23 protein-coding genes and 1 riboswitch are annotated in these 25686 nt (G+C 45.5%); of the genes, 14 read left to right on the forward strand and 9 right to left on the reverse strand.

Features of this window, described 5'->3' with window-relative positions; genetic code table 11:
* Positions 1–172: 172 nt before the first annotated feature.
* The 5 genes from MKY99_RS01830 (at position 173) to MKY99_RS01850 (ending at position 5751) form a co-directional block, all read left to right on the forward strand.
* Entirely contained in the window at positions 173–1777 is a 1605-nt protein-coding gene (locus tag MKY99_RS01830) for a sensor histidine kinase (RefSeq protein ID WP_339271466.1), read from the forward strand.
* Positions 1774–2502 carry a LytTR family DNA-binding domain-containing protein gene (locus MKY99_RS01835; protein ID WP_042184277.1) on the forward strand — a complete coding sequence of 243 codons (729 nt, stop codon included), beginning with the start codon at positions 1774–1776 and terminating at the stop codon, positions 2500–2502. Before MKY99_RS01830 ends, MKY99_RS01835 begins: the two co-directional genes overlap by 4 nt.
* A 138-nt stretch (positions 2503–2640) precedes the next feature.
* The gene (locus MKY99_RS01840; RefSeq protein WP_339268334.1) at positions 2641–3879 is read left to right on the forward strand and encodes an OFA family MFS transporter; all 1239 of its coding nucleotides are present in this window, start codon (positions 2641–2643) and stop codon (positions 3877–3879) included.
* Positions 3880–4213: 334 nt separating this feature from the next.
* A complete protein-coding gene (locus tag MKY99_RS01845) occupies positions 4214–4822 on the forward strand; it encodes an RNA polymerase sigma factor (protein ID WP_339268336.1) in 609 nt (202 codons plus the stop codon).
* Positions 4783–5751 (forward strand): hypothetical protein, encoded by a 969-nt coding sequence (locus MKY99_RS01850; protein WP_339268338.1) that lies wholly within the window; start codon positions 4783–4785, stop codon positions 5749–5751. The genes MKY99_RS01845 and MKY99_RS01850 overlap by 40 nt, the downstream gene beginning before the upstream one ends.
* 403 nt (positions 5752–6154) lie before the next feature.
* Here MKY99_RS01850 and odhB read toward each other — a convergent pair whose 3' ends face one another.
* Positions 6155–7429 carry a 2-oxoglutarate dehydrogenase complex dihydrolipoyllysine-residue succinyltransferase gene (odhB, locus tag MKY99_RS01855; RefSeq protein ID WP_339268340.1) on the reverse strand — a complete coding sequence of 425 codons (1275 nt, stop codon included), beginning with the start codon at positions 7427–7429 and terminating at the stop codon, positions 6155–6157.
* 52 nt (positions 7430–7481) lie between these two features.
* Positions 7482–10349 (reverse strand): 2-oxoglutarate dehydrogenase E1 component, encoded by a 2868-nt coding sequence (locus MKY99_RS01860; RefSeq protein ID WP_042184285.1) that lies wholly within the window; start codon positions 10347–10349, stop codon positions 7482–7484.
* A 471-nt stretch (positions 10350–10820) separates the two neighbouring features.
* A riboswitch (cyclic di-GMP riboswitch) is annotated at positions 10821–10905 on the forward strand.
* 26 nt (positions 10906–10931) lie between these two features.
* On the opposite strand from MKY99_RS01860, the gene MKY99_RS01865 reads away from it, so the two are divergent.
* On the forward strand, positions 10932–11087 hold the full coding sequence (locus MKY99_RS01865) for an anti-repressor SinI family protein (RefSeq protein ID WP_231573373.1): 156 nt from the start codon (positions 10932–10934) through the stop codon (positions 11085–11087).
* 201 nt (positions 11088–11288) lie between these two features.
* Here the strand turns inward: MKY99_RS01865 and MKY99_RS01870 are convergent, their stop codons facing one another.
* The 7 genes from MKY99_RS01870 to MKY99_RS01900 form a co-directional block, all read right to left on the reverse strand.
* Complete coding sequence (locus MKY99_RS01870; RefSeq protein ID WP_042131791.1) at positions 11289–11618, reverse strand: helix-turn-helix domain-containing protein; 330 nt, start codon at positions 11616–11618, stop codon at positions 11289–11291.
* Positions 11619–11777: 159 nt separating this feature from the next.
* Complete coding sequence (locus MKY99_RS01875) at positions 11778–12380, reverse strand: TasA family protein (RefSeq protein ID WP_339268342.1); 603 nt, start codon at positions 12378–12380, stop codon at positions 11778–11780.
* 91 nt (positions 12381–12471) lie between these two features.
* Positions 12472–13059, reverse strand: coding sequence for a signal peptidase I (locus MKY99_RS01880; protein WP_076285139.1), 588 nt, complete (start codon positions 13057–13059; stop codon positions 12472–12474).
* 1 nt (position 13060) lies between these two features.
* Positions 13061–14404, reverse strand: coding sequence for a hypothetical protein (locus MKY99_RS01885; protein WP_339268343.1), 1344 nt, complete (start codon positions 14402–14404; stop codon positions 13061–13063).
* Between the two features lie 220 nt (positions 14405–14624).
* Positions 14625–15602, reverse strand: coding sequence for an aldo/keto reductase (locus MKY99_RS01890; RefSeq protein ID WP_262495643.1), 978 nt, complete (start codon positions 15600–15602; stop codon positions 14625–14627).
* A gap of 120 nt (positions 15603–15722) precedes the next feature.
* Positions 15723–16286 carry a PadR family transcriptional regulator gene (locus tag MKY99_RS01895; protein ID WP_042184294.1) on the reverse strand — a complete coding sequence of 188 codons (564 nt, stop codon included), beginning with the start codon at positions 16284–16286 and terminating at the stop codon, positions 15723–15725.
* Between the two features lie 5 nt (positions 16287–16291).
* Positions 16292–17812 (reverse strand): MDR family MFS transporter, encoded by a 1521-nt coding sequence (locus MKY99_RS01900; RefSeq protein WP_042184296.1) that lies wholly within the window; start codon positions 17810–17812, stop codon positions 16292–16294.
* Positions 17813–18189: 377 nt separating this feature from the next.
* On the opposite strand from MKY99_RS01900, the gene MKY99_RS01905 reads away from it, so the two are divergent.
* The 8 genes from MKY99_RS01905 to MKY99_RS01940 all read left to right on the forward strand — a co-directional run bounded on the left by MKY99_RS01905 (position 18190) and on the right by MKY99_RS01940 (position 25674).
* A complete protein-coding gene (locus MKY99_RS01905; protein WP_231573462.1) occupies positions 18190–18462 on the forward strand; it encodes a metal-sensitive transcriptional regulator in 273 nt (90 codons plus the stop codon).
* Between the two features lie 53 nt (positions 18463–18515).
* Entirely contained in the window at positions 18516–18716 is a 201-nt protein-coding gene (gene copZ / locus MKY99_RS01910; protein ID WP_339268345.1) for a copper chaperone CopZ, read from the forward strand.
* A gap of 113 nt (positions 18717–18829) precedes the next feature.
* Entirely contained in the window at positions 18830–21292 is a 2463-nt protein-coding gene (locus MKY99_RS01915) for a heavy metal translocating P-type ATPase (protein ID WP_339268347.1), read from the forward strand.
* A gap of 31 nt (positions 21293–21323) precedes the next feature.
* Positions 21324–22076, forward strand: coding sequence for an oxygen-insensitive NADPH nitroreductase (nfsA, locus tag MKY99_RS01920; RefSeq protein WP_339268349.1), 753 nt, complete (start codon positions 21324–21326; stop codon positions 22074–22076).
* A 194-nt stretch (positions 22077–22270) separates the two neighbouring features.
* Complete coding sequence (locus MKY99_RS01925; protein WP_339268351.1) at positions 22271–23179, forward strand: ABC transporter ATP-binding protein; 909 nt, start codon at positions 22271–22273, stop codon at positions 23177–23179.
* Positions 23180–23181: 2 nt separating this feature from the next.
* Positions 23182–23916 (forward strand): ABC transporter permease, encoded by a 735-nt coding sequence (locus MKY99_RS01930; protein ID WP_339268353.1) that lies wholly within the window; start codon positions 23182–23184, stop codon positions 23914–23916.
* Positions 23917–23920: 4 nt separating this feature from the next.
* On the forward strand, positions 23921–25075 hold the full coding sequence (locus MKY99_RS01935) for a sensor histidine kinase (protein ID WP_339268354.1): 1155 nt from the start codon (positions 23921–23923) through the stop codon (positions 25073–25075).
* Positions 25072–25674: a response regulator transcription factor gene (locus MKY99_RS01940; protein WP_042184310.1), complete on the forward strand. Its 603-nt coding sequence runs from the start codon at positions 25072–25074 to the stop codon at positions 25672–25674. Before MKY99_RS01935 ends, MKY99_RS01940 begins: the two co-directional genes overlap by 4 nt.
* Positions 25675–25686: the final 12 nt, after the last annotated feature.

Consider the following 25686-nt stretch of genomic DNA (forward strand, 5'->3'; position numbering starts at 1 on the left):
TGTTCATATCATACAACAAGAGTTTCAATAGAGGTATTAAAGGATAGGCTGAATGGACAGAGGCATGAACTATCTTTATAATAAGTCGACATCTAGTCCTTTGGAGGCGGAGACCGTGCAATATACGTTTACGATTTTACTGCAATTATTCGAAAGAGCTGCACTACTGCTGATGTGTCTGTTCGTGCTGACTCGTCTGCCGCGGTTTAAAGAGATTTTTCAAAAAGGAACATACGCCCCGCAGGAGCTTGCCATAGCGACGACGATATTCAGTTTATTTGCCATCTTCGGTACCTATAGTGGCATTAATGTGGAAGGCTCGCTTGTGAATGTGCGAATTATCGCCATCGTGTCTGGTGGGATTTTGTTCGGGCCATGGGTAGGACTCATAACAGGCATCATCTCAGGGGTCCACCGTTTTTTAATTGATATCGGAGGGGTAACCTCTCTTCCTTGTCTGATTACGAGTATTACCGCAGGGATTGTGTCAGGGGTAATATACCGCCGCACTTCTGGTGAACGTCGCTGGATGGCCGGTATTTTGGCCGGGATGGCCTGTGAAGCCCTGACGATGCTGCTCATTCTAGTGATGGCGCAGCCGTCGTCACTGGGTGTGGATATCGTGTCCAAAATTGCTTTTCCGATGATTATGAGCCAGATTAGTGTGGGTCTGATTGTCATGCTAGTGCAGAGTGTGGAAGGTGAAAAGGAACGGATTGCGGCGAAGCAGTCCAAGCTGGCACTGGATATTGCCAATAAGACCTTGCCTTATTTTCGCAATATTAATCCCGAGTCGCTTCGTACCATCTGCGAAATTATCAAAGAAGATATCGGTGCAGACGCTGTAGCTATTTCGGATACGAGACTCATTCTCGCTTACGTTGGTGTTGGGGAAGAGGACTATACTACGACCAATGAAATTATAAGTGAAGAAACTAAGGTGACGTTGTCCAGTGGTGAAATTACGATCCGTAACGACGATAGTGATTATGTGAATCCAGAGATTAAATCGCTGATTATTATTCCACTGAAGGAAAAAGGCGAAGTGACGGGAGCGCTCAAAATCTATTACACCAGAGCCCACAAGATCACTTATTCTCTACAAGCTATGGCTGTAGGCTTGTCGCAAATGATCTCTACGCTAATGGAAGTATCGCGGGTTGAGGGCATTAAAGAAATGGCGAACAAAGCGGAGCTAAAGGCGCTGCAGACAAGCATTAACCCACACTTTCTGTTCAATGCGCTGAACGCGATTGCGTCCTCGATTCGGATTAACCCGGATAAGGCACGCGAGCTGATCGTGAATCTGTCCGGTTATATGAGATACAATCTGGAGCTGACGGATGAATTCATTGATATTAAGCGCGAGCTGCAACAGGTTCAACAATACGTAGAGATTGAAAAAGCGCGCTTCGGAAGCCGGCTTAATGTCCTCTATGATATTGATGAGATTCAGGTTCGGATTCCGAGTCTAATCATTCAGCCGCTTGTAGAGAATGCGATCATACATGGCATACTAAAGGTACGAGGGACGGGAACCGTAACGATTTCTGTAAAAGATCAAGGCGATAATATACGAGTTGGCATTCGGGATACCGGAGCTGGCATCAGCGAAGAAACCATAGAGAAGGTCTATGCTGGCGATATGCCGGAGAATAAGATCGGACTGTTTAATGTACATCAACGGGTCAAGCTCATCTATGGAACTGGTCTTACGATTCAGAGGCTCGATAAAGGGACGAACATTTATTTTGATGTCAAAAAGGAGGGCCTATGAGAGCAATTATCGTGGAGGATGAAGAGCTAGCGAGACAGGAACTGGCTTATTTAATAGAGACTCACAGCGGAATCGACATTGCCGCACAATTTGAAGATGGGCTGGATGCACTCAAATTTTTACAGGTTGAGACGGTAGATGTGATTTTTCTGGACATTAACATTCCCTCGATCGACGGAGTCCTGCTGGCTCAGAATATTAGCAGATTCTCGGTAAAACCTTATATAGTGTTTATTACTGCGTATAAGGAGCATGCCGCCGAGGCATTTGAGATTGAAGCGTTTGACTATATTCTTAAACCCTACAGTGAGGTTCGCATTAAGGCTATGCTGCACAAGCTAGAGGGGGCGTTCGCTGCTCGCGGAAGACAGGGGGAAGAGGAACGTAATCCAGTTAGTGATAAGGTGAATCTGTGGAAAAATGAAAAGATTATCGTAGTGAATGCTGATGATATTTATTACGCCTCCGCACAAGAGAAAAGTACGAGCGTAATAACTAAAGGTGAGGAATATAGTATGGCGCTCAGCATCAGCGATTTTTATAATCGACTGCCGGAGGATCGTTTTTTTCGCTGCCATCGTTCCTATATCGTTAACCTGTCCAAAATCAAGGAAATCATCCCTTGGTTCAACAATACATACTTGCTGCGCCTGCATGATTTGGAGTTTGAGGTGCCGGTAAGTCGAAGCAAGGTAAAGGAATTCAGGCAGATCATGCGCCTATAAATGCAGTTCATTCTTCATTTTCGTCATCTCATGCCAGATTTCTCTCAACATCCGCTGGTTTAGCTACAATAAAGAGGCAATAGAAGCTCTTGTAGCAGATCACGAGAGGGAAAGAAGGAATAGACCATGACTTCGACGATGGACAACAAAAACGCCAAACGGTGGCTTATCGTATTAGGAACAGTAATTATGCAGATGGGTCTAGGTACCATTTATACATGGAGCTTATTCAATGCACATCTGGTAACAAAATTCGGATGGGAGCTTAATTCTGTTTCGATTACGTTTTCGATCACGAGCTTTGCACTCGCTTTTGCGACTTTGTTCGCAGGGAAATTGCAGGATCGTTTTGGTCTTCGCCGGTTAACTGCCGCCGCAGGGATTGTGCTTGGTCTAGGATTGATTCTTAGCTCTCAGGCGAATTCGCTTCTAATGTTCTATATATTGGCTGGTGTAATCGTTGGTTTTGCAGACGGAACAGCTTATATCACTTCATTATCTAACTTAATTAAATGGTTTCCGAATAATAAAGGCTTAATCTCCGGTGTGTCCGTGGGTGCTTACGGAACGGGGAGTTTGATTTTTAAATATATCAATGGTAGTTTGATCGACTCGGTGGGTGTGTCTAATACGTTTATGTATTGGGGCATGATTGTTATGGTGATGATTGTAATCGGTTCCTTACTCGTCAGAGAAGCTCCAGTACAAGCGGCATCACTGGGTGCAACAGCAACATCGACTATCGCTAAACCAAAAGACTACACGGTAAAAGAAATGCTACGCACGAAAGAAGCTTATCTGTTATTCATTATTTTCTTTACCGCTTGTATGTGTGGTCTGTATTTGATCGGTATTGTAAAAGACATCGGTGTGCAGCTGGCTGGACTTGATGTACAGACGGCAGCTAATGCGGTAGCGATGATCGCAATTTTTAATACAGCAGGACGTTTGATCTTGGGTGCCTTGTCTGACAAAATGAGCCGTTTGAAGCTGGTAGGCGCTTCGCTTGCAGTAACGGCAGCCGCTATGTTGACCCTTAGCTATGCGACGCTGAATTTCGGACTGTTCTTCACTTGTGTAGCTGCCATTGCATTCTGCTTCGGGGGTAACATTACAGTGTTCCCGGCGATTGTCAGTGACTTCTTTGGTCTTAAGAATCATAGTAAGAACTATGGAATCGTATATCAAGGTTTCGGTATTGGAGCCCTTTCAGGTTCGTTCATCGCCGTCTTCCTGGGCGGGTTTAAACCTACTTTCGTGATCTTTGGTCTCCTGTGTCTGCTGGCCTGTATCATCGCAATTTCGCTAAAACCGCCGGTGGAGAAAGCGAAAGAGAAGAAAGCGCTTCGGCTCAAAGCTACAGAACGGACGGCTTAAAGGTAAAAAGACAATAAATTAAACAAAGACGTACAAACTGACAACAGTTGTACGTCTTTTTTCTATTGGCGGGCAGTAGTCCGTGGAGCATGTGAAACAAAAAAACTAAGGTGATCTGAATTCAGAATGAATTACTCATTGGAGAATATTACAGAAACACGGTCCGTATTGCAGCTACTATTGATTTTTGGCTCATTCTGCTAGGGTTACGGACTGTATAGCTCTTATTAGCCTCTACATGTGTATAATTGGAGTGAATTTGGGAGAATAGTTCGGTTTACATAGGCACTTTTTTCGCTGCCCAAGTGTTATAGAAGATATAAAGGTTAAGGAGGTGCTTACATCGCCACAGGATTCGCTAGACCTAAAGGAGCTGGAAGAGTTAATCATTAGTATTCAAAAGGGCAATATCGAACGGTATGCTTTTATTGTTAGAGCTTTCCAAACGCCAATCTACCGCTATTGCTATCGTTTGTTAGAAAACAAGCAGGATGCGGAGGACGCAGTTCAGGATGTTTTGGTAAAAGGCTATCAATCTATCCATCAATACAAGCCGCAGATGCATTTCTCGGCATGGCTCTATCGAATCGCGTATCATCATTGCTTAAACCTGCTGCGCAGACGGCGTTTGCAAAAGCGAGTCATGAGTATCTTCAAGCCTGATTTTATGTCTGCAAGTCCTGAACAAGAGCTGGATGAACGGTTGTTTAATCCCTCATTGTCAGCTGCTTTAGCACAGTTGTCGCTGGAAGAGAGGAATATGCTTATTCTGCGGGTGTTCGAGGAAAAAACTTATGCGGAGATAAGCGAAATTCTTGGGGTCAGTCCCAATGCACTGACGAAGAGAATGAACCGGATCAAGCGGAAGGTACAGGAAGCTATGAAATTGGAGGAGGAGATCAGATGGAACGAACCACAATCAGCGATGAATACCAAAATATAATTTATGCCTCAGCCGGGAATGAACTTCTGGGTGAGATCGATGTAGAAGAGAGGGTTATGGGACATATCCGTGGCATATCAGATCGAAAGCGATCATTCTCGCTCTCGCTGAAGACGATGAATAAAACAACGGCAGTGGCCAGTATGTTAGCTTTGTTCCTGATGATCTCAGTGACAGCGTATGCTGCATCGGAATATATACAGATCCGCAATAGTGAAGGCGTAGTAAAGGTTCAGCATGTTGCGCCGAATGAATCTGCAGGAGTAGCTTCCTATGATAAGTATGCACAGAAAGTAGATGCTTTCGCTAAACCGGGAGAATTGATCGCCTATCTTGTGAACAATAATGCAGGCGCAGCAGGCTTGGCAACAGAATTGTCTTTTAAGTATAAAGAGCAGCGGATAGGCGGATATTCTGATTTCTTGAAGGAAATCAAGCGGACAGGGGCGCCGATGCTTCCTGCATTGGCAGCAGGGTATGCTTTTGAATATGGGGTTATAAACCCTAATCATCCGACTACGGATGCGGAGAAGAACAGTTCTCTATATCAGGAGACGTTACAAGATCTTACTGCCCAAGCAAACAAAGATAAGGGAAGTAGTAATTTATTTATGAAGGCTATACCTTGGTCGGAACCAGGCTGGATCAGTGCAATTTATTCGAAGAATAATGCTTTTATAGGTATCTCTGCCACGATCATGCATGGCGGGAAAGTGTTCGTGGAGCAAGAACCTGAGAATCAAGCGGATAAGATTATAGTGGCTGGCACAGAAGTGATCTATAACAAAGTAGTGAAGGAAGAGGTAAGCTACGATTATCTGAATTGGTATAACGAGAAGCAGGATGCGTATTATACACTCAGCAGCTACGGAGATAAGATTTTGAGTAAGGAGCAATTTTTACAGTTGGCTGGGGAGCTGTTGAAGTAGATTCTTATAGTCTTGTAGTTGCATGCGCTAAGTTAGTTGTACTATATACAATTAAAGTTAACTAATACCTTTATATAAGCCCTGTAGTTGTATATAATACAGCTATTACTGGTTAAATTAGTGGAAATAAACGTTTTTACGGATTTTAGTTGTAGAGAATGCAATTAAGGAAGAGGATATGGGAGATCAGAAATAAATAAGTGTATAAAATACAGTTAGATCATATGCAAGGTAGGAAGCATTCCCGACAACGCCGGACTTTTTATCCTAGGGATTCATGATTCACCTTGTACTTATGAAATACTTCATCTCAAAAGTTGATTCAAATATAAAAGAAGGTATCCCTAATGCGAAGCTTTAGGGATACCTTCTTTATATTCTTAAGTCGGAAGATCGATCAGGGTTAGCCTTCCAGCAGCAGTGCTTCTGGATCTTCCAGCAATTCCTTCACTTTGACGAGGAAGCTAACCGCTTCAGAGCCGTCAACGATCCGGTGATCGTAGGAAAGGGCGATATACATCATTGGACGGTTAACGGTTCTTTCTTCGTCCAGCGCAATTGGACGCAATTGAATCTTATGCATCCCTAGAATACCTACTTGAGGGGTATTCAGAATCGGGGTGGATAATAGGGAACCGAATACACCGCCGTTGGTGATAGTGAACGTACCGCCTTGAAGCTCGGAGAGACTAAGTGTATTAGCGCGTGCCTTGGAAGCGAGTTCGCCAATCTGACGTTCGATTTCCGGGAAACTGAGGCGATCTGCGTCACGGACAACCGGAACCACCAGACCTTCCTTAGCTGCAACGGCAATACCGATATCGTAGAATTTCTTAACGACCAGATCTTCACCGTCAATTTCTGCGTTCAGCAGAGGGTAGGTCTTCAGCGCACCGATCACGGCTTTGGTGAAGAAGGACATGAAGCCTAGTCCTACTTCATGCTTCTCTTTAAAAGCATCCTTGCGGCGCTTGCGGATGTCGAGGATCGCTGTCATGTCCACCTCGTTGAAGGTGGTCAGCATGGCTGCGGTCTGCTGCGCTTCTACCAAGCGGCTGGCAATCGTGAGCCGTCTGCGCGACATGCGCTTGCGCTCCACGTTCTTGCCATCCTCCGGCGCGGCTTTGCTCGCTGCCGGCTTCGCTGGCTCCGGCTTGGCTTGTGCCGCCGGAGCTACCGGTGCAGCGGCCTGTGACGCTGCTGCACCATGACCCGACACATCGGCCTGACCAATCCGGCCGATAGGATCACGGGCGCTAACATCGCCGAGGTCGATGCCGCGCTCCCGTGCCAGCTTGCGTGCGCCCGGCGATGCCAATGCAGCGGGGCTTTCGCCACCCGCTACAGCGACTTCGGGCGCTGCTACAGGTGCGGCTGCTGCGCTGCCGCTTGCCGGTGCCGCTTCAGGCGCTTTGCTCTCAGCGGCCTGCGATGTACTACCGCTAGCGGCTCCAATGATGCCGATGGCTTCGCCAACTGCTACGTTCTCGCCCGCTTGACGTAGGATGGAGGAGATGACACCCTCCACCTCCGCACTAATTTCCAAATTCACTTTATCCGTCTCTAACTCAGCAAGCACATCACCTTGACCTACCGTGTCGCCTTCTTTAACCAGCCATTTGTAGATGGTTCCTTCGGATATAGATTCTCCCAGATCGGGTACTAAGATTTCTGACACAGGCCGTTACCTCCCCAAACATAATGGTTTACGCTATTGTGATACCGTCCTCTTAAGAGGACGGTACAGCTGTTTGTACTTGTGAATTTGCTTTTAGGGCCTCTGAAACAATTCTACGCTGTTCAAAGCTATGAACATCTGCATAACCACTCGCAGGACTGGAACGTTCAGGACGTCCGATATATCTCACGCTAGTGTTTTGCGGTGCGATGGCACGTAACCGAGGTTCGGTATAACTCCATCCGCCCATATTCTTCGGCTCTTCTTGCACCCAGACAATTTCCTGAAGGGATGTGAAGGAGCTTAAGTGAGCACTCAGTTCATGTTCTGGGAACGGATAGAGTTGCTCTAAGCGCAGTACATGCAGCCATGACCAATCTTTGTCTGAAGCAGCTTCTAGCTCTGTTTGGATGTCGATAGCTACTTTACCGCTGCAGACTACTAGACGTTTGACCTCACCTGGCTTCTGGCCTAGCAGGGGCTCAGCTAACACAGGCTGGAATTGTCCGGAAGCGAGCTCAGTTCCGGCAGATGTGCTGCGCGGATTACGAATGAGACTCTTCGGCGTCATAATCACCAGTGGTTTAGCGTCTTCCTGTCCACATAAAGCAGCTTGGCGCCGCAAGACATGGAAATATTGAGAAGCAGTGGTCAAGTTAGCAACGGTCCAGTTCTCTTCCGCGGATAACTGTAGGAAGCGTTCCAATCTACCACTGGAATGTTCGGGTCCCTGTCCCTCGTAGCCATGCGGTAACATGACGACGAGATTGCTGCGCTGCGTCCATTTCGCACGTCCAGCGGCAATGAACTGATCAAATATAACCTGACCTGCATTGGCGAAGTCGCCATATTGTGCTTCCCAGATGACGAAGGTTTCTGGTGCGAACACATTATAACCATACTCAAAGCCTAGCACAGAAGCTTCAGATAGCGGACTGTTATATACGCCAAAGGAAGCGCGAGAATTACTTAGCTGATGAAGCGGAGAGAATAATTCTCCTGTCTTACTGTCGTGCAGCACCAGATGGCGGTGTGCGAAGGTCCCGCGCTGTGCATCCTGACCGCTAAGTCGAATTGGCGTTCCATCCTTCAGGATGGTTGCGAAGGCGAGGGACTCAGCGAGTGCCCAGTCGACCTTTTCACCCTCATTCAGTGCGTCCTTGCGACGCTGCAGAATTCGCTCCAGTTTCGGATAGACTTGGAATCCATCAGGTACGCTCAGTAGCTCACGATTAATCTCTTGCAGACTGGAGATCGGTACGGCTGTAGTGCCTGCCGCTGAGCGATCTGTATGAAGAGGAATGAAGGCCTTTGGTTCTTTTTTCTTGTGATTGCCTTCCTTCATACTATCGTACGCACGTTGCAATACGCCTTCTGTTTCAACGTGCATCTTTTGTACATCTTCAGCTGTAAGAATTTTTTCACGCTGTAGCCGCTCCGCATACACCTTGTAAACGGTTGGATGATTGCGTACCTTACCGTACACGATAGGTTGTGTAGTTTCAGGATCATCCATTTCGTTATGTCCATGACGACGATAGCCGATGAGATCAATAACGAAATCCTTTTTGAATTGATTGCGATATGCACTAGCTAAACGAACGGCTGATATACAGGCCTCAGGATCATCAGCATTGACATGGATAATTGGAATTTCATATCCTTTGGCGATGTCACTCGCATAATGCGTTGAACGGGAGTCTTCGCTTTCTGTCGTAAAGCCGATCCGGTTATTAACAATGATATGGATCGTCCCGCCATTCTGATAACCTTGAAGTTTGCCAATATTAAGTGTTTCTGCAACAATCCCTTCACCTGGAAAAGCAGCATCGCCATGCATCAGTACCGCCATAGCTTTACTGGTATCAATCTTCGGCAATCCGGCTGTGCTCCGATCTTCTTGAGCAGCACGAGTGAAGCCTTCCACGACAGGATTGACGAATTCCAAGTGACTTGGGTTATTCGCTAGTGTTATTCTTGTGCGTACGGTTTCTCCTTCACGGACAGCGCGATCTGCACCCAGATGGTATTTCACATCACCCGTCCAGCCATAGTTAATGCCTGTAGAGCCTTCGGAAGGGAAAAGCTCCTTGTTCGGAGAATGATGAAACTCTGAAAATATAATGTCATAAGGTTTGCCCAAAATATGTGCAAGAACGTTGAGGCGACCACGATGCGCCATGCCCATCAGAATATGCTCTGCGCCGTCATGCGCAGCAGCGCGTACGATTTCATCCAGCATCGGTACGAGAGCGTCATTGCCTTCCAAGCTGAACCGCTTCTGACCCACAAAGGTTTTGTGGAGGAAGGTTTCGAATTGCTCTACTTGGATCAGGCGGTTTAGCAGCTCTTTACGTTCTGCATTATTTAAAGGCGCTGGTGAGCTTGTGGATTCTGCCTGTCTGTTCAACCATTTCAGTTCTTGTTCTTCATGCACATGCCCGAATTCATAGGCGATTGTCTTGGTGTAAGCCTGACGCATACGCTGAACTGCATCCCATCCGGTATGCACATCATTCGGCGCATTCTCCCAAATGAGCGTGGCAGGTAGTGCGAGCAGATCTTCACGAGTCAGCTCATAGGTTTCGAGTTCAAGATATTTAGCCATGGGATTGTGATCGCGCTCAAGCGGATCAATATCAGCGGCCATATGGCCATATATACGAATGTTAGCGATTAGCTTGGAAGCTCTTACTGCCTTTCTAAGCCATTCGGTGTCTCCCGAAATGCGAGGCTGTGGAGCCGGTTCGCTATCCGGTGTTAGGGGCGGGGGACCCGAATTTGTAAAAAGCTCGCGATAATTATTCTCTACGGTGGAAGGATCTTTCACAAACTGTTCATATCTTTCTTGAATGTAGCCTAAATTGGGTCCGTAATACTTACTCCAAATGGATTCGTTATAGGGCTCTTTGGCTGCCATGAATACATCCTCCTTAACGGATGAACTCCATACGTGACATTTTGTGTCAACGCTTACTGGAGCTGTGATGATTGCGGTTTCATTTCTCATCTTATTGTGCTACTTTCCACACGTGTAATCAATTCATTCTTTCGTCCAATACGTTCGCAAAATGGTATGGGTTAGCTTGTTCTAATGAAAAGAACGCTGTTTCTTCTCATTACCCATTCCTAAGGCCCACTAAAATGATTCTAATATCCTTATTTTTAACTAATAGGGAAGGAAGTATCATTATATTGGCTTAATTAATTTTATGAATGGGACGAGTATCGTGTTAATAGGACAAGATATCGCACAAAAGCGCTTCTATTTTTTGTTTTTTAATGGAAAAACTAATCAGAAATCGACACACTTTTCCACTTTAGTATAGTATAATGTTATTGCAGTTAGCGATTTTCATATATTTCAAAGTAGATCCTTTCGTGTAAAGGGTCCAGTAAAAGGTAAACCTGCCGAAAGGCAGGGGCACAAAGTCGCGGGTCTAAGGTAGAAATACTATGACAGCCGGATTGCCTGGGGACTAAAATCTTAGGAGGAGATTTTTTGGACAAGTCCAACCAGGGAAGCAACAGAGAACAGCAGGTCATTGATCTAGACGTAGAGTGGGTCCATTTATTATTAGCAGCTAAGAAGGCTGGCATAAAGGCAGATGAAATTCGTCGCTTCTTTCATGAGAAGACTGTGCAAGCCGTGCAGTAATACATTCAGAGCATTAGATATCAAAAGAGCACAGCGATAACTCGCTGTGCTCTTTTTCTTTATATAAGAATCTATAAGATTCAGACTTGGTCCTTATATTCTGCTAGAATTCAAACGCCTTCGCGGTCCATGTTAGGAGGGTGAAGGCGCTTATGTTTAATAGTATGAGTAGAAGAGGATCTTATCAGGTCAGGTGGAATATTAATCCTTCTGATCAAGGCGCCATTTCTGGTAGTCCAGAAACTCCTTGAATTCGCGTTTGCTTATGCCTGAGGCCATAGCTTCCTGCACCAATCGGAACCATTCCGAATCTAAAGGTGACTCCTCAGCATCATTAGGTTCTCCATAGAGCAAAGCGTGGATGGATACCTGAAGCGCATCGGCGATCTTTTCGATAAACTGAATTGAAGGATTGGATTGGATGTTTCTCTCCACATTGCTAAGATACGACTTAGCAACATCCGCTCTGTCCGCAAGCTCAGATAGGGACAATCCCTTTTCTAGGCGGAGATGCTGGATACGTTGGCCCATATTTTGTGGCACTATGCTGACGCCCCTCCGTAATTTTTGTTATTAGTATAGCAAATATCATTAAATTCGACAAAGTTTATTGTAAAGAGAAAAGCAGCATCTACTTATCCGTTTTCCGGAATAAGAATCTGCTGCTCTTCGAATGGAAGACTTATTAGATTAGTAGTCAGTTCCTCTGGCTTGTTTAGCAAAGAAATCCCAAGTCAGTGTCAACACATCTTTTTGGAAAATGTTCTGATCTTTACCATCATCCACAAATTCGAACTTAACGGTGAAGCTATCAGATGTACCTGCTTTAATACCGGATGCTTCATTGCCTATGAACGGCAATTTTTCTACGAGATCAGGTGTTGAATTTTGCAAATCAGCTAGTGTTGTTTCATAAACTACAATATCCGGAATAATGTTACCGCTCTTGTCCTTATTTTGCAGGAACTTAACTTTAATAAATTTACCTAAATCAACACCGTTGTTGTTACCACCTACGTCATTAACAGAGTATTTTGTTTTGAGAACAATAGAGCCGATATCGATGTTCCCATCATTATTAAGTTTGAAATCTCTTTTGATAGTATCACCTGGTTTCAATTTATCCAGATTAACGATAACAGAAGGGTCAGAGTTCAAATCCAGTGTACCCGCTGCGAATGTAGAGGTACTTGTTGCAGTGTCGCTAAAGTAAGCGAAAGTTCCTCCACCAATCAATGATAAACCCAGTGCTGCTGATGCTACGCCAAGACCCAATGTTTTTTTGATACCCATAATTAAAATTCCTCCTCGGTTTTTGTGGTTTTTTTATAAAAGTTATATATTGTAACTTCCGGTTCGTAAGCGGAAGCGGACAATCAACGGATTACTGTATTTCAGTTGGAGGTGGAGAGGTGGGAAGTATAGCAGCATTTTTCTTTTCGAGTGCAGCTACAGCCTTCCATGATGAATACAGGGCATAGAGCAGGAGCATCAAGCCTGGTACGATCATGAGCACAACACTTCCAGCTTTGGAAACTGCGAAATTCATAGCGTAACCTACATAAGGTACGGTGACCCCGGTATACTCAGCTACAACATTCGTGGAACTGGTAGGGTTCATATCAGGCGCATCATTGTTATCGCCTTTCGTTCGATACATGGCTTCACCAGTAGCGTTGTTCATTGTTGCTTCTACAACACGGTGAGTAATGAGCAGATTTTCTTCATTTCTAAAGGTGATCACATCGCCTTTTTTGAAGCGATTCATATCTCCTCCGGGTTTTAAAGCGACAATCGATCCGGTTTGAATCCCTGGTTCCATCGAACCTGAGAGTACCGATTTGATCTGGTATCCGAAGAAGGCAGGTTCACCGCCGGAGGCCTTTGATAAAACTACGGCTACCACCAGCAGAATGAATATCACAAGCATGATGCTCGATAATGTATTGTTGATCATTTTTTTAATCCGCATATTATTCGCCACCTTTAACTTGTTGAGGGTCCGAAGGGGCTGGTGTTGCTACCGGTGGGGAAGTGGTTGTATCTTCCGCTTTTGGCGCCTCCTGAGGAACCGCTTGCTGTGGTACATCTTTTGGAATCGTTAGCTCTTCACCAATTTCCGGAACGACCGGGTTAGTGGCTGGGGCTTCAGGCTGTTCATTATTTATGTTCTCTGGAGTAGCTTCACCTTTCGGTGGAGTCACTTCCGTTTTTGCTTTCTCCTCAGCTTCAGCTTTCGCTTTGTCCTCAGCTTCTTGCTTTTCTTTTTTCTCCAGTGCCAAACGTTCTTCTTCTTTCTTCGTTTGTTCCAGCGCCTCTAGTCGGGCTTTCTCAAGTGCTTCCAACTGTTGTTCACGGGTTTGACTGATCAATTGGAGCTGACTCTGAAGATTGCTGATTCCTGAAGTAGCCGATTCTTTAAGACCATTCATTTCAGTATTGAGATTTTCATAAGTGGAGGTAAGTTCGCTAGAGATATTGCTGGCCGGCTGACTAAAAGGAATCAGGAAAGGTAACGGCTGCTGAAACGCCTCGTTGCGTAACTCGGGTTGTCCATATACATCACTGGTCACTACCGAAGCAAATGGAAGCCCGATGTCGTGTATGGAGTTTAGATATTGGATGACTCCCTTTAAGGAAGCATTCAGGGATTCAGAGATGACACCGCTTTGATTCAGGCTGCTTTGCAGCTCTCTGAAGAATTGTTCATCCTTGATTTCTAGACAGTTTGAATCTAGAGAGGTCATATATCCTCCAATCTGGAATAGGACGGCTGCTGCTGCGTTCAGCTCACCATTGATTTCGTTCCAAATTTGGCTGTTGGTGGCCAGTTGCTCATTCACGCCATCGATTTGAGATTGAAGCGCGGAGATTTGTGTGGAAATCTCTTGCGCTGCGACATCAAGCTCATCCAGCGTCATGCCTTCTATTCCCGAAACGTCTGAGAGACTGCCTGAAGGGGTATAGCTTTGCAGCGATCCTTTTAAAGCAGTAGCTCTTTCGATATGATCTTTGAGTTCTGTTAGAAGCCCCTTGATCGAGTTTGGAAATACTTCGCAAAAGCTAATTGTGCTAGTGGTTTGCGTAGTAGCTCCAAAACCACCATAGGTACTACCCACTTGCTGCGAGGTAGTCAGAAACAAGACGGAGACAGCCATTCCTGATTGCAGAACACGTAATCCGATTTGTTTCTTTCGTTTAGGTCTTCTTTTTGCTGATCTGGGTCTCAGAGGAATACCTCCCCTCAATGTCTTGAGTTTCTTTGGTTCGTTATTGTTGTTCTTTATTAAGAACAACTTCTGTAATGAATAATACATGGAATAAATTGAAAAGAAAACTGTCAATAAGTCTCGTTTGTGCTCTATAAAGAACAAAAAAGTTAATTTATCTCTATTTATCTCGGTTTATCGCTTGATATCTATTTTTATTCGCAATAGAGAACAATGCATAGGAGGGGAATGTATTAAAAATAGCCTAATCATGCGAGAGGCACGATTAGGCTATTAAGAATTCTTGCGAGTTTAATTGTGGGCTCAGTTAGGGAAGGCGAGTACCACGTGAACTAACATATAGGTCATACCATTCTTTTCGAGTAAGCTCCAGCTTGTCCGCATCGGCGCAGGCAGCGATGCGCTGAGGATTCACAGTCCCAATCACAGGCTGAATAGCTGCCGGATGTGTCATTAGCCAGGATAGCACTATGGCTTCGGGTGTTGTTCCTTTTTCATCTGCAAGTTGTTTAACCATGGCAGCTGTCTGGACGATATTCTCTGGTTGATCCTCTAATGAACGTCCACTAAATAAGCCTTGTGCGAGTGGGCCCCAAGCTTGAAGCTGAATGTTCTCCATTCGACAATGTTCAAGGGTTCCTTCGGGAAAGGTAATATCCTTCCAAGGTTCACGGTTTACACTGATTCCAGCATCGACCCAGCTGAGCTTGGCTAGGCTCATGTGTAGCTGGTTTACGATAAAAGGTTCCTCGCAATAGGCTTGCAGCATTTTGATCTGCGCTGCGCTCATATTGGAAACGCCGAAATGACGAACTTTACCTGTTGCCTTTAATTGATGCAAAGCAGAAGCTACTTCCTCTGGATCCATTAGGGGGTCAGGCCGATGGAGCAGCAGAATATCAATATATTCCGTTCCTAGTCGCGACAATATTCCATCTACACTGCTTAGAATATGCTGGCTTGAGAAGTCAAAGACATTAGAGCTGTCTCCAGGCTCCATTAGCTTAATACCGCACTTCGATTGAATAATGATTTCTTCGCGGAGTCCTGGGCGTTCTTTAAAGATTTGACCGAATACCTTCTCGGCTTTACCGCGGGTATAAATATCTGCGTGATCAAACATATTGATACCAATAGATAGTGCTGCGTCGACGGCTGCATGTCCTTGCTTAACATTCTCGGCGGTAATCGGTTCATGATCCCAGCCTCCACCAAATCCCATACAACCTAGAGCAATACGGCTGGCTGGTATACCGCGCTTGTTTAAAGGCAGCGTTCTCAACATTGTGATTCCTCCTAGGAAAATATGATTGCGTACACGTACATATTGTACACGCTTAGATTCTAGTGTGGTATTTATTGTCTCTGCAAAAGCGAAAAAAAAAGAGTAGAGGTCCTAAGGACTCTACTCTGTATTAAGTGGTGTTCCAATGTCATTCAACTTGCGTGCTACAACATCATCATAGAGACGTTGTAGCCATTTTAGTTCAATAAGGGTGTGTTCATAGGTGCCGTACATGAGATGAAGGGCGGAACGAGGAACAATAGGAATATGTTCTTCATATACCTGATAAGCCAGATTCACCTGATGTTCGGTTTCCCGAATACGTTCTTCGAGCAGCTTCTCCACCTTGTTTTGATCAACATGACGGGACATGGCTAGAGCCATATACATCGGATGATAGAAGGGCTCGTTCTTTTTAATTTGCTGTAGAATTAACTGCTCGAATAAATTTTTACCTTGCTCAGTAATACCGTAAATGGTTTTGTCAGGGCGATCACTGCTGCTAATCACTTCTAAAGCTTCGATATAACCATCTTGTGCAAGTTTATCGACAGCATAGTAGAGAGACCCAAGCTGGAGCTTTGTAATCCGGTCCATGGAGCGCTCTTTCATGACTAGTGTAATTTCATAGGGATGCATATTTCGTTCAAGCAATAGTCCGAGAATAGCCAATTTCATCGACATAATCGTTACCTTTTACCCTCGGACGCCTGAGCAGTTTTACTCGGAATGGTGAGGCGGTCTTTTGGCATAAGCAGCACAAAGACTAAACCAAGGACGGCAGGAATCATGGCCCACATAAAGGTATGTGCGATTGAAGAGGACAGTGCACTAGATATTTTCTCTAAAATTTCAGGTGGAATCTTGGCTCTTGCTTCAGGTGTCAGGGCTGCCCGTGGATCGCCGAAGGCTGCTGACTGCTCACTTCCGCCAAAAGCTTCGCTAATGCTGCTAGTGAAGTTGTTACGCTGAATAATACCGAAGATCGTAATCCCCAGCGTCATCCCAAGCGAGCGCATAAAGGTACTTGTTGAAGTTGCCGAACCGCGTTGGCGCATATCGAAATTATGGATAGCTGCCATGCTTAGCACGGAGAAGGAGAAGCCCACGCCGAATCCAGTTAAGGCCATGAATACATTAAGCATGAGACGGGAGGTATCTGGTGATAAAGTGCTTAGACTGTAGACACCTGCTACAAAACAGACTGCCGATAGGATCATAATGTTTCGGAAACTGGTTTTGGTTGTAAGTAGCCCACCGGTCTGACTGCCCACGACCGTACCAATCATCATCGGCATGAGGATCAGTCCAGAGTTCGTAGCGGAGCCGCCAAATACGCCCTGTACAAAGATAGGAATGTAGATGGTGGCTACGATAAAGGCAGAGCCATAGAACAAGGCTGTCACACTACTTGTTGCAAACAACCGTTTACTGAACATCGCGAACGAGATAACAGGTTCAGCCGCCACTCTCTCAATGAGGATGAATGCCAGCAAGAGTACAGCAAAGCCGGCGAATAAGCCAAGGATGACACTAGAATCCCAAGCGTATTGATTGCCTCCCAGTTCTAGCGCAAACATTAGGCAGATAATGGCGCCGACGAGAGTGAAGGCTCCGCCCCAGTCGATGCGCTGTTTAGCGTGAGAGATCGATTCTTTGTAAGAAGTTGCGATCAGAAAAAGTGCAATAATTCCGAGCGGCAGGTTAATGTAGAATACCCATTGCCAGCCTACATAGTCGGTAATATATGCACCCAATAATGGTCCGAGTACACTGGAGATTCCGAAGACGGCACCGAAAAGGCCGGTCAGCTTTCCTCTTTTTTCAGGAGGGAAAATGTCGAAAACGATGGTGAAGGCGATAGGCATTAGTGCACCGCCGCCGATTCCTTGAATTGCCCGGTAAATACTTAGTTGTGTAATACTGGTTGCAGTACCGCACAGTGCTGAGCCAATCAGGAATACAATCAGTCCGAACATGAAGAAACGTTTACGTCCATACATATCCGAGAGCTTGCCGAAGATAGGGGTCCCAGCCATTACCATGACCATATAGGCCGAAGTGACCCATACGATTTTGTCCAGACCGCCAAGGTCGGAAACAATGGTTCCCATAGCTGAAGCTACAATGGTATTGTCCATCGCGGACATCAGAATACCGAGCAGCAGGCCGATAACTACGAGTTTAAGATTACTTTCTTTAGTATGCATGCTTCGCAGGCTCCTTTTTCTAATAGTGATAAATCCGTTCAAAAAATGTTCATAGGTTAGAAGCAAAATTTATTATATTCAAATTTGAATAGGGTAGCAATAGTTTTTTTCAAATATAAGAAGTATAAGTTTCACACAATACTATATGTCTTATTTTTCTCGCTTAAACGCTTACCGTCCTTATAAGGACACCGAAGGCGTTTATGCTTGAAAAAATGGGATTTGGGGAATAGGAAATAAAGAACGCCTCTTGACATACCCTACGGGGGTATATTATATTATTGGCAAGGAGGCTGATTCTTATGTCTACTAGTAAGCAAGAACAAACTGAGAAATCCTGTGAAGCTGACTGTCATTCTTCAGCATCTGGAGAACGAATGAGTCATCATTCGACAGATTTCAAAAATGGTTTGAATACTCGCCTCAACCGGATTGAAGGCCAGATACGCGGGATAAAGGGTATGATAGAGCGGGATACTTATTGTGACGATGTGCTCAATCAGCTCGCAGCGGTTCAAGCGGCACTAAACGGTGTTGGTAAGATGCTGCTGGAAGGGCATATGAAGAGTTGTATTATTGAACGAATCGAAGCCGGTGAACATGAGGTTATCGATGAGCTGCTAATTACGGTTAACAAATTAATGAAATAATAAGCTAATGCTCCTTGAGCATGGCTTCATAACATTTACTGGAGGTAATTATAATGTCGAACGCTACATTAAACGTTGAAGGAATGTCTTGTGGTCACTGTGTCAACTCTGTAGAGAAGGCTGTAGGTAATCTTGGAGCTACTGCTAAAGTTGATCTTGCTGCTAAAAAAGTTTCCGTTGAGTATGATGAGAACAAGGTGAGCCTTGGAACTATTAAAGAAGCTATTGAAGAGCAAGGGTATGATGTAGTTTAATTTGAAGCACAGTAATAAGGCTTGGAGCTGTATGGGAATGCCATAAGCTCCAATGCCTTTTCTTTTTATAGAAATTATCATACTCTATAGGGGTATGAGGAGGCTTTGGAATCATGGATAAGTTAAAAATAACAGCTTCACCCAATGAACAGCAAGCGACCGTACAGATTACAGGCATGACCTGTTCTGCTTGTGCAGCTCGAATTGAGAAAGGTTTGTCCCGGATGGAGGGTGTTTCTCGCGCAAATGTAAATTTGGCCTTGGAACAAGCCACTGTCGGATTTGATCCTTCTGTATCAGGGTTACCACAAATTGAAGATAAAATCCGCGCTCTTGGTTATGATACCGTCAAAGAGACCGCGGATTTTGATATATCAGGCATGACCTGCGCTGCATGCTCGGCGCGGATCGAAAAAGTGTTGAGTCGTACGCCGGGGATCGCAGCAGTGAATGTGAATTTAGCGCTGGAAACGGCACATGTAGAATATACTCCCGGTAATATTAGTCCAAGAGAGATCATGGAGAAGGTAAGCAATATCGGATATAAAGCTACTCTTAAAGAAGACCGCAAGGATCATGTGGATCGTCGTGTACAGGATATTCAGCATAAGAAGTGGAAGTGGATCATTTCTGCTATTCTTTCTTTCCCATTGTTATGGGCGATGGCAGGTCATTTTTCATTCACAAGCTGGATTCCAACACCGGAGTTATTTATGAATCCTTGGTTTCAGCTTGTTCTGGCGACCCCCGTACAGTTTATCATCGGTTGGCAGTTCTACGTAGGCGCGTATAAAGCACTTCGTAACGGAAGTGCCAATATGGATGTGTTGGTCGTACTGGGGACATCAGCAGCGTATTTCTACAGTCTTTATCTGACGATTGATTCATTAAGTATGAAGGGAATGAATCATGACATTGAAATGTATTATGAGACGAGTGCTGTACTCATCACGCTCATCCTCGTTGGTAAATGGTTCGAGGCGCTAGCAAAAGGACGTTCCTCTGACGCCATTAAGAGCTTAATGGGGCTTCAGGCAAAGACGGCTCTCGTGATCCGCGATGGCAAAGAAATGAATATCTCTACAGATGAAGTGATTCCTGGTGATATTGTATTGGTGAAGCCCGGAACAAAGGTGCCGGTGGATGGTGAGGTAGTAGAGGGTTCCTCTTCTGTGGACGAGTCTATGTTGACCGGAGAAAGTATTCCTGTAGAGAAAAAACCTGGAGATACTGTTATCGGTGCTACATTAAATAAGAATGGGATCTTAAGAATCAAAGCCAACAAAGTAGGAAGAGACACTGCACTCGCTCAAATCATTAGAGTAGTGGAGGAGGCCCAAGGCTCCAAAGCGCCGATCCAGCGGATCGCGGATGTCATCTCAGGTATTTTTGTACCGATTGTTGTAGGCATTGCGATGATCACTTTCTTGGTCTGGTACTTCTGGGCAGCACCTGGTCAATTTGCCGATGCCCTTGAAAAAGCTATTGCGGTGCTCGTAATCGCCTGTCCATGTGCGTTAGGTCTTGCAACACCGACCTCCATTATGGCGGGATCAGGCCGCGCTGCAGAGCTTGGTATTCTGTTCAAGGGTGGTGAGCATTTAGAAGGCGCACAAGGGATTAAGATCGTTGTTTTGGATAAGACAGGTACGGTTACAAATGGTAAGCCCATGCTGACTGATATCGTGACTACCACTGGAATTGCCGCTTATGGTAAAGAAAGTGCAGAGAATCGTCTATTAGCTTTAACTGCGGCAGCCGAGAAATTATCAGAACATCCGCTTGCGGAAGCTATCGTTGCAGGAGCCGCTGACAGAGGTTTGATCTTACCCACCGCTGAACAGTTTGATAATGTACCTGGACGGGGAATTATGGCTGTTGTCTCCGATCAACAAGTTAGGGTGGGTACACGGCGTATGATGGAAGATCATCAATTGGACATCACAGAGTGGACCTCAGTCATGAAGAGACTGGAAGAGGCAGGAAAGACAGCTATGCTTGTAGCGGTGGGCGATGAGATTGCCGGGATTGTCGCTGTAGCGGATACGATTAAACCAACCTCAAAAGCAGCTGTAGCTGCGCTTCATGCGATGGGCATAGAGGTCATTATGATTACAGGTGACAATAAAATCACCGCAGAAGCTATTGCGAAGCAAGCAGGTATTCGAAAAGTGTTAGCAGAGGTTCTGCCAGAAGGCAAAGCGGAGGAAGTTCGTAAGCTGCAGCGGAATGGGACAAAGGTAGCTATGGTTGGGGATGGCATCAATGATGCTCCTGCACTGGCTACTGCAGATACGGGTATGGCGATTGGTACAGGGACGGATGTAGCAATGGAGGCTGCAGATATTACACTGATGCGGGGAGATCTGAAGAGCATACCCGATGCCATTATGATGAGCCGTAAAACGATGAGTAATATTAAGCAGAATTTGTTCTGGGCACTTGCATACAATACAATAGGTATACCGATTGCTGCACTCGGATTTCTAGCTCCATGGCTAGCTGGAGCTGCGATGGCATTCAGTTCTGTGTCCGTCGTCTTGAATGCACTTCGTTTGCAGCGGGTAAAGCTTTAAGAGAAACCTAACTATGTAAGGAGTGGCCGCTGTGCAAGAAAACAACGAGACAATATCTCTATTAATGAACCATGCATCTGTCCGCAAGTATCAGGATAAGCCAGTAAGTGAAGAGCAGCTTGCAGCTATTATTGAAGCAGGCCAAATGGCTTCGACTTCCAGCAGTGTACAAGCCTATAGTGTTATTGCAGTGACTGACCCGGCTATAAAAGCTGAGCTTGCCGGATTATCGGGTAATCAGGCTTATATAGAACAATGCCCAGTCTTCTTGGTCTGGTGCGCGGATCTGTATCGGTTGCGTGAGGTGACAAAACCTCATTTGCAGGGAGAGACATCGTATGAAGATTCTGCTGAGAACCTTATTGTAGCTACCGTTGATGTTGCGCTTGCTGCTCAGAATGCTGCTGTAGCTGCGGAATCGCTTGGGCTCGGAATTGTTTATATCGGTGGAATCCGTAACCGGATTGCGGAGGTTTCTGAGCTGCTTGGACTGCCCGAGCTGGTTTACCCGATATTTGGAATGTGTGTGGGCTACCCTGATGGAGCCACAAGCCTGCGTCCGCGTCTGCCATTAGACGCTGTTCTACATCGTAATCGCTACAATGCCGAAACGACAGTGGAGCAGGTCAAGACTTACGATAAAGTCTCTTCAGACTATATGCGTGAGCGGACTCATGGTGCCAAGGATACACCTTGGTCTGTGATTATGGCAGAACGGTTGGCACAGCCAGCGCGAATGCATATGAAGGAATTCCTTCTCGGAAAAGGATTCTTTAAGAGGTAATCTAGTATTTTCGCTTAAAGAGGTTGCCCTATTCGTAGTTAAAACTACGGGTAGGGCAACCTCTTTTTCGTACCCTGAGGCATGAAGGTGACAGTTGTCATCTTAAAGAAATGACAGTCCATACTAATGTCAGGTCTCCTTTTTCCATATGATTGAAATAGATCAAACGCATTCGGAATCGGAGGGGTTACGAAATGGACAGTGTTATTGAGATGAATGGAGTTAGCAAATTATATAAGGATAAGAAAGCAGTAGATAATATCAGCTTCAACATTGCCAAAGGTTCGATTACAGCTATTCTTGGACCAAACGGAGCAGGCAAAACAACGGCATTGGGAATGTTATTGGGGTTATTAGAGCCCACTGAAGGTACAGTGGAAATATTTGGACAACAACCAAAAGATAAAATGGTACGTGAAAAGACCGGTGCGATGCTGCAAGAGGTAAGTGTGATGGATCGGCTGAAGGTTCGGGAGATCATTGCTCTGATCCGTAGCTATTATCCACAGCCGATGGATATGGAGTTTCTAATTAAAGCTACAGGGCTTGCGCCAGCGGATCTGAATAGATACGCCGAGAAGCTCTCGGGCGGTCAAAAGCGTAGTCTAGGCTTCGCGCTGGCCCTGGCTGGTGATCCAGAGCTGATCTTTTTCGATGAACCTACGGTTGGACTTGATATTACTTCCCGTCGGCGGTTCTGGGATACGGTTCGTGGACTTGCGGAGCAGGGCAAGACGATTGTGTTCACGACACATTACTTACAGGAAGCTGAAGATATTGCGGATCGTATTCTGTTGTTTAGCAAAGGCCATTTAGTTGCAGACGGAAGTCCAGATGAGATTAAATCGCGGATTGTGAAGCGCTCGCTGTCCTTTTTACCAATAGGTGATCGATCTAAATTACGCAGGAGCCTGCTGGAACTAACCGCTATTGAGGGTTGTTATGAAAAAGAAGGTCGAATTCATGTGACGACAGACGATACGGATGAAGCGCTGCGAGCGATTTTTGTTACTGGACTTCCCGTGAAGGATGTTCGTATAGATCAGGGACGTTTGGATGACGCTTTTGAACAATTGACCATGAACCAAGAGGAGGCTATCTAAAGATGAGATTAATTACTGTACAGTGTAAAGCCGAGATGCTGAGGATCATCCGTAATCCTTATTACGTATTCTGGTCATTGCTCATGCCCATTATGTTCTATTTCATCTTCACCCGCGTGGTTAATACAGGTAACGATGATCCGACGTGGCGCGCTCACTACTTAATGTCGATGGCAACCTTTAGTGTAATGGGCTCTGCGATCATGACGCTTGGCATCCGTTTAGTGCAAGAACGAACACAAGGCTGGACCACCTTTATACGGATTACCCCGCTACCGGGTTCTGTCTATTTCTTCGGAAAAATGTTCGGGCAAACGATGATGCATCTGTTTTCGGTCATTTGTATTTTTGCCGCAGGATATTTAATCAATGGTGTCTCCTTATCTGCGGGTCAATGGGTGCTTAGTGGGTTTTGGATCCTGATCGGTTCCCTTCCATTTTTGGCGATTGGTACGCTTGTGGGTGCTATGAAACGGGTGGATACGGCTAGTGGAGTCAGTAACGTGATTTATATGGCCCTTGCTGTAGCGGGGGGCATGTGGATGCCAATTGAGATTTTACCACGTTTAATGCAGAAGATTGGTCATTGGTTACCTTCTTATAACTATGGAAATGGGGCATGGGAGATTGTACGTGGCTCAGCCCCGCATTGGAGTAATGTCTTGATTTTGCTCGGATATTTGGTAGTTTTTATGTTACTATCGGTTTATATTCGAAAAAAACAGGAAGCGGTGTAAAGTAATGACCGAGCGTGGACAGTTCCAGTTATTTCCGAGAAGTCAGGGATTTTTCCCTTATGTATGGGCTGTATATCTGATTTTGCCCATCCTGAATTTGCGCGCGGAGACTGGAGTGAAGCTCATTCTAGGTGGGATTATGATAGCGGTGTTTGCCATCAGCTATCGCCAGCTGTATTGGGTTCGGGGTGGCGTGTTTAATGTTTGGTTAACGACTCAAATGGTGATCATCGTGGTGCTTAGCTTGTTTTATACGCCTTTTAATCTGTATATGGGCTTTTTCACCGTGAATTTTATAGCTTATTATACGGAGAATAAAGGGTTTAAAATTGCATTTACTTCTTTTGTGGTCATGGTACTTTCGGTGCTGGTCTTAGTAGGCCGTGAGTTGGAATGGGTGAGTATTATGTTCTTAGTCCCGTTTATCGTTATTATGCTGATTATGCCATTCGGCGTAAGATCCATGCATCAACATCAGAAGCTGGAGAAAGAGCTAGATCAAGCTAATGAGGTGATTAAAGAGTTGGTGAAGCGTGAGGAACGCATGAGAATCGCTCGTGATTTGCATGATACCCTCGGGCATACGCTGTCCTTAATTACATTAAAAAGCCAACTCGTAGAGAAGCTGGTGACCAAAAATACGGAGCGAGCCCAAGAGGAAGCGCGGGAAATTCAGCGTACTTCGCGGGCTGCGCTCCGTCAGGTGCGCGAGCTAGTGTCGGAAATGCGTGCGATCTCAGTAGCAGAAGAACTGGCGGAAACTGGGGAGATGCTGCGCACGGCGGAGATTGCCTTGGAAGTGGAAGGGGATATCTCGCTAGAGGGAGTATCCGATCTGACGCAAAATATTCTCAGCCTCTGTATCAAAGAAGCGGTGACTAACATTGTGAAGCATAGTAGAGCGGATAAATGCTTCATCGGGGTGGCAAAGACCGCCGGTGAAGTTCGAGTTACCGTTAAAGATAACGGAATTGGTCTCCAGAACGGTGAGAGATGTAATGGTGGGCTTAGTGATGGAAATGGTATGAAGGGGATGGCGGAACGTCTATCCCTGATTGATGGCTCTCTGTCGCTAAGCTCAGAAGAAGGTCAGGGAACTACGCTGATCGTTATGATCCCTCTAATCGTTAAGGAAGCAACAGGAGGTGAGAGTGCATGATAACCATCGTTATAGCGGAGGATCAACGTCTGCTTCGGGGAGCGATGGCATCCCTGCTGGATCTTGAGGATGATATCGAAGTCGTCGGAGAGGCTTGTGATGGAGCGGAGGCGTTAGCTTTAATCGACAGGCTTCAGCCGGATGTATGTCTCATGGACATTGAAATGCCGTTCAAGAGCGGGCTGGAGGTTGCAGAAATATTGCGGAGTAAAGGTTGTCCGACTCGAATTATCATCTTGACTACCTTTGCCCGTCCGGGCTATTTCGAGCGTGGAGTGAAGGCTGGTATACAAGGGTATTTGTTGAAGGACGAGCCTGTAGATAAGCTGGCTGAATCTATTCGCCGTGTAATGGCTGGACATCGGGAGGTATCCCCTGAGTTAGTTTTTGGTAGCCTGCGGGAAGAAAATCCACTAACAGCACGGGAACGAGAGATTTTAAAGCTGGCTGGTGAAGGGCAAACGGCGGCGGAGATCGCTTTTTCACTACATCTTTCTTATGGAACTGTTCGCAATTATATTTCAGAAATACTCAATAAGCTGGAAGTGAAAAGTCGAATTGAGGCGGTACGACTGGCAGAGGAAAAAGGCTGGATTTGAGGGGAGCAGGGC

It is taken from the genome of Paenibacillus sp. FSL R5-0470, assembly GCF_037975205.1.
GTDB lineage: Bacteria > Bacillota > Bacilli > Paenibacillales > Paenibacillaceae > Paenibacillus_AQ.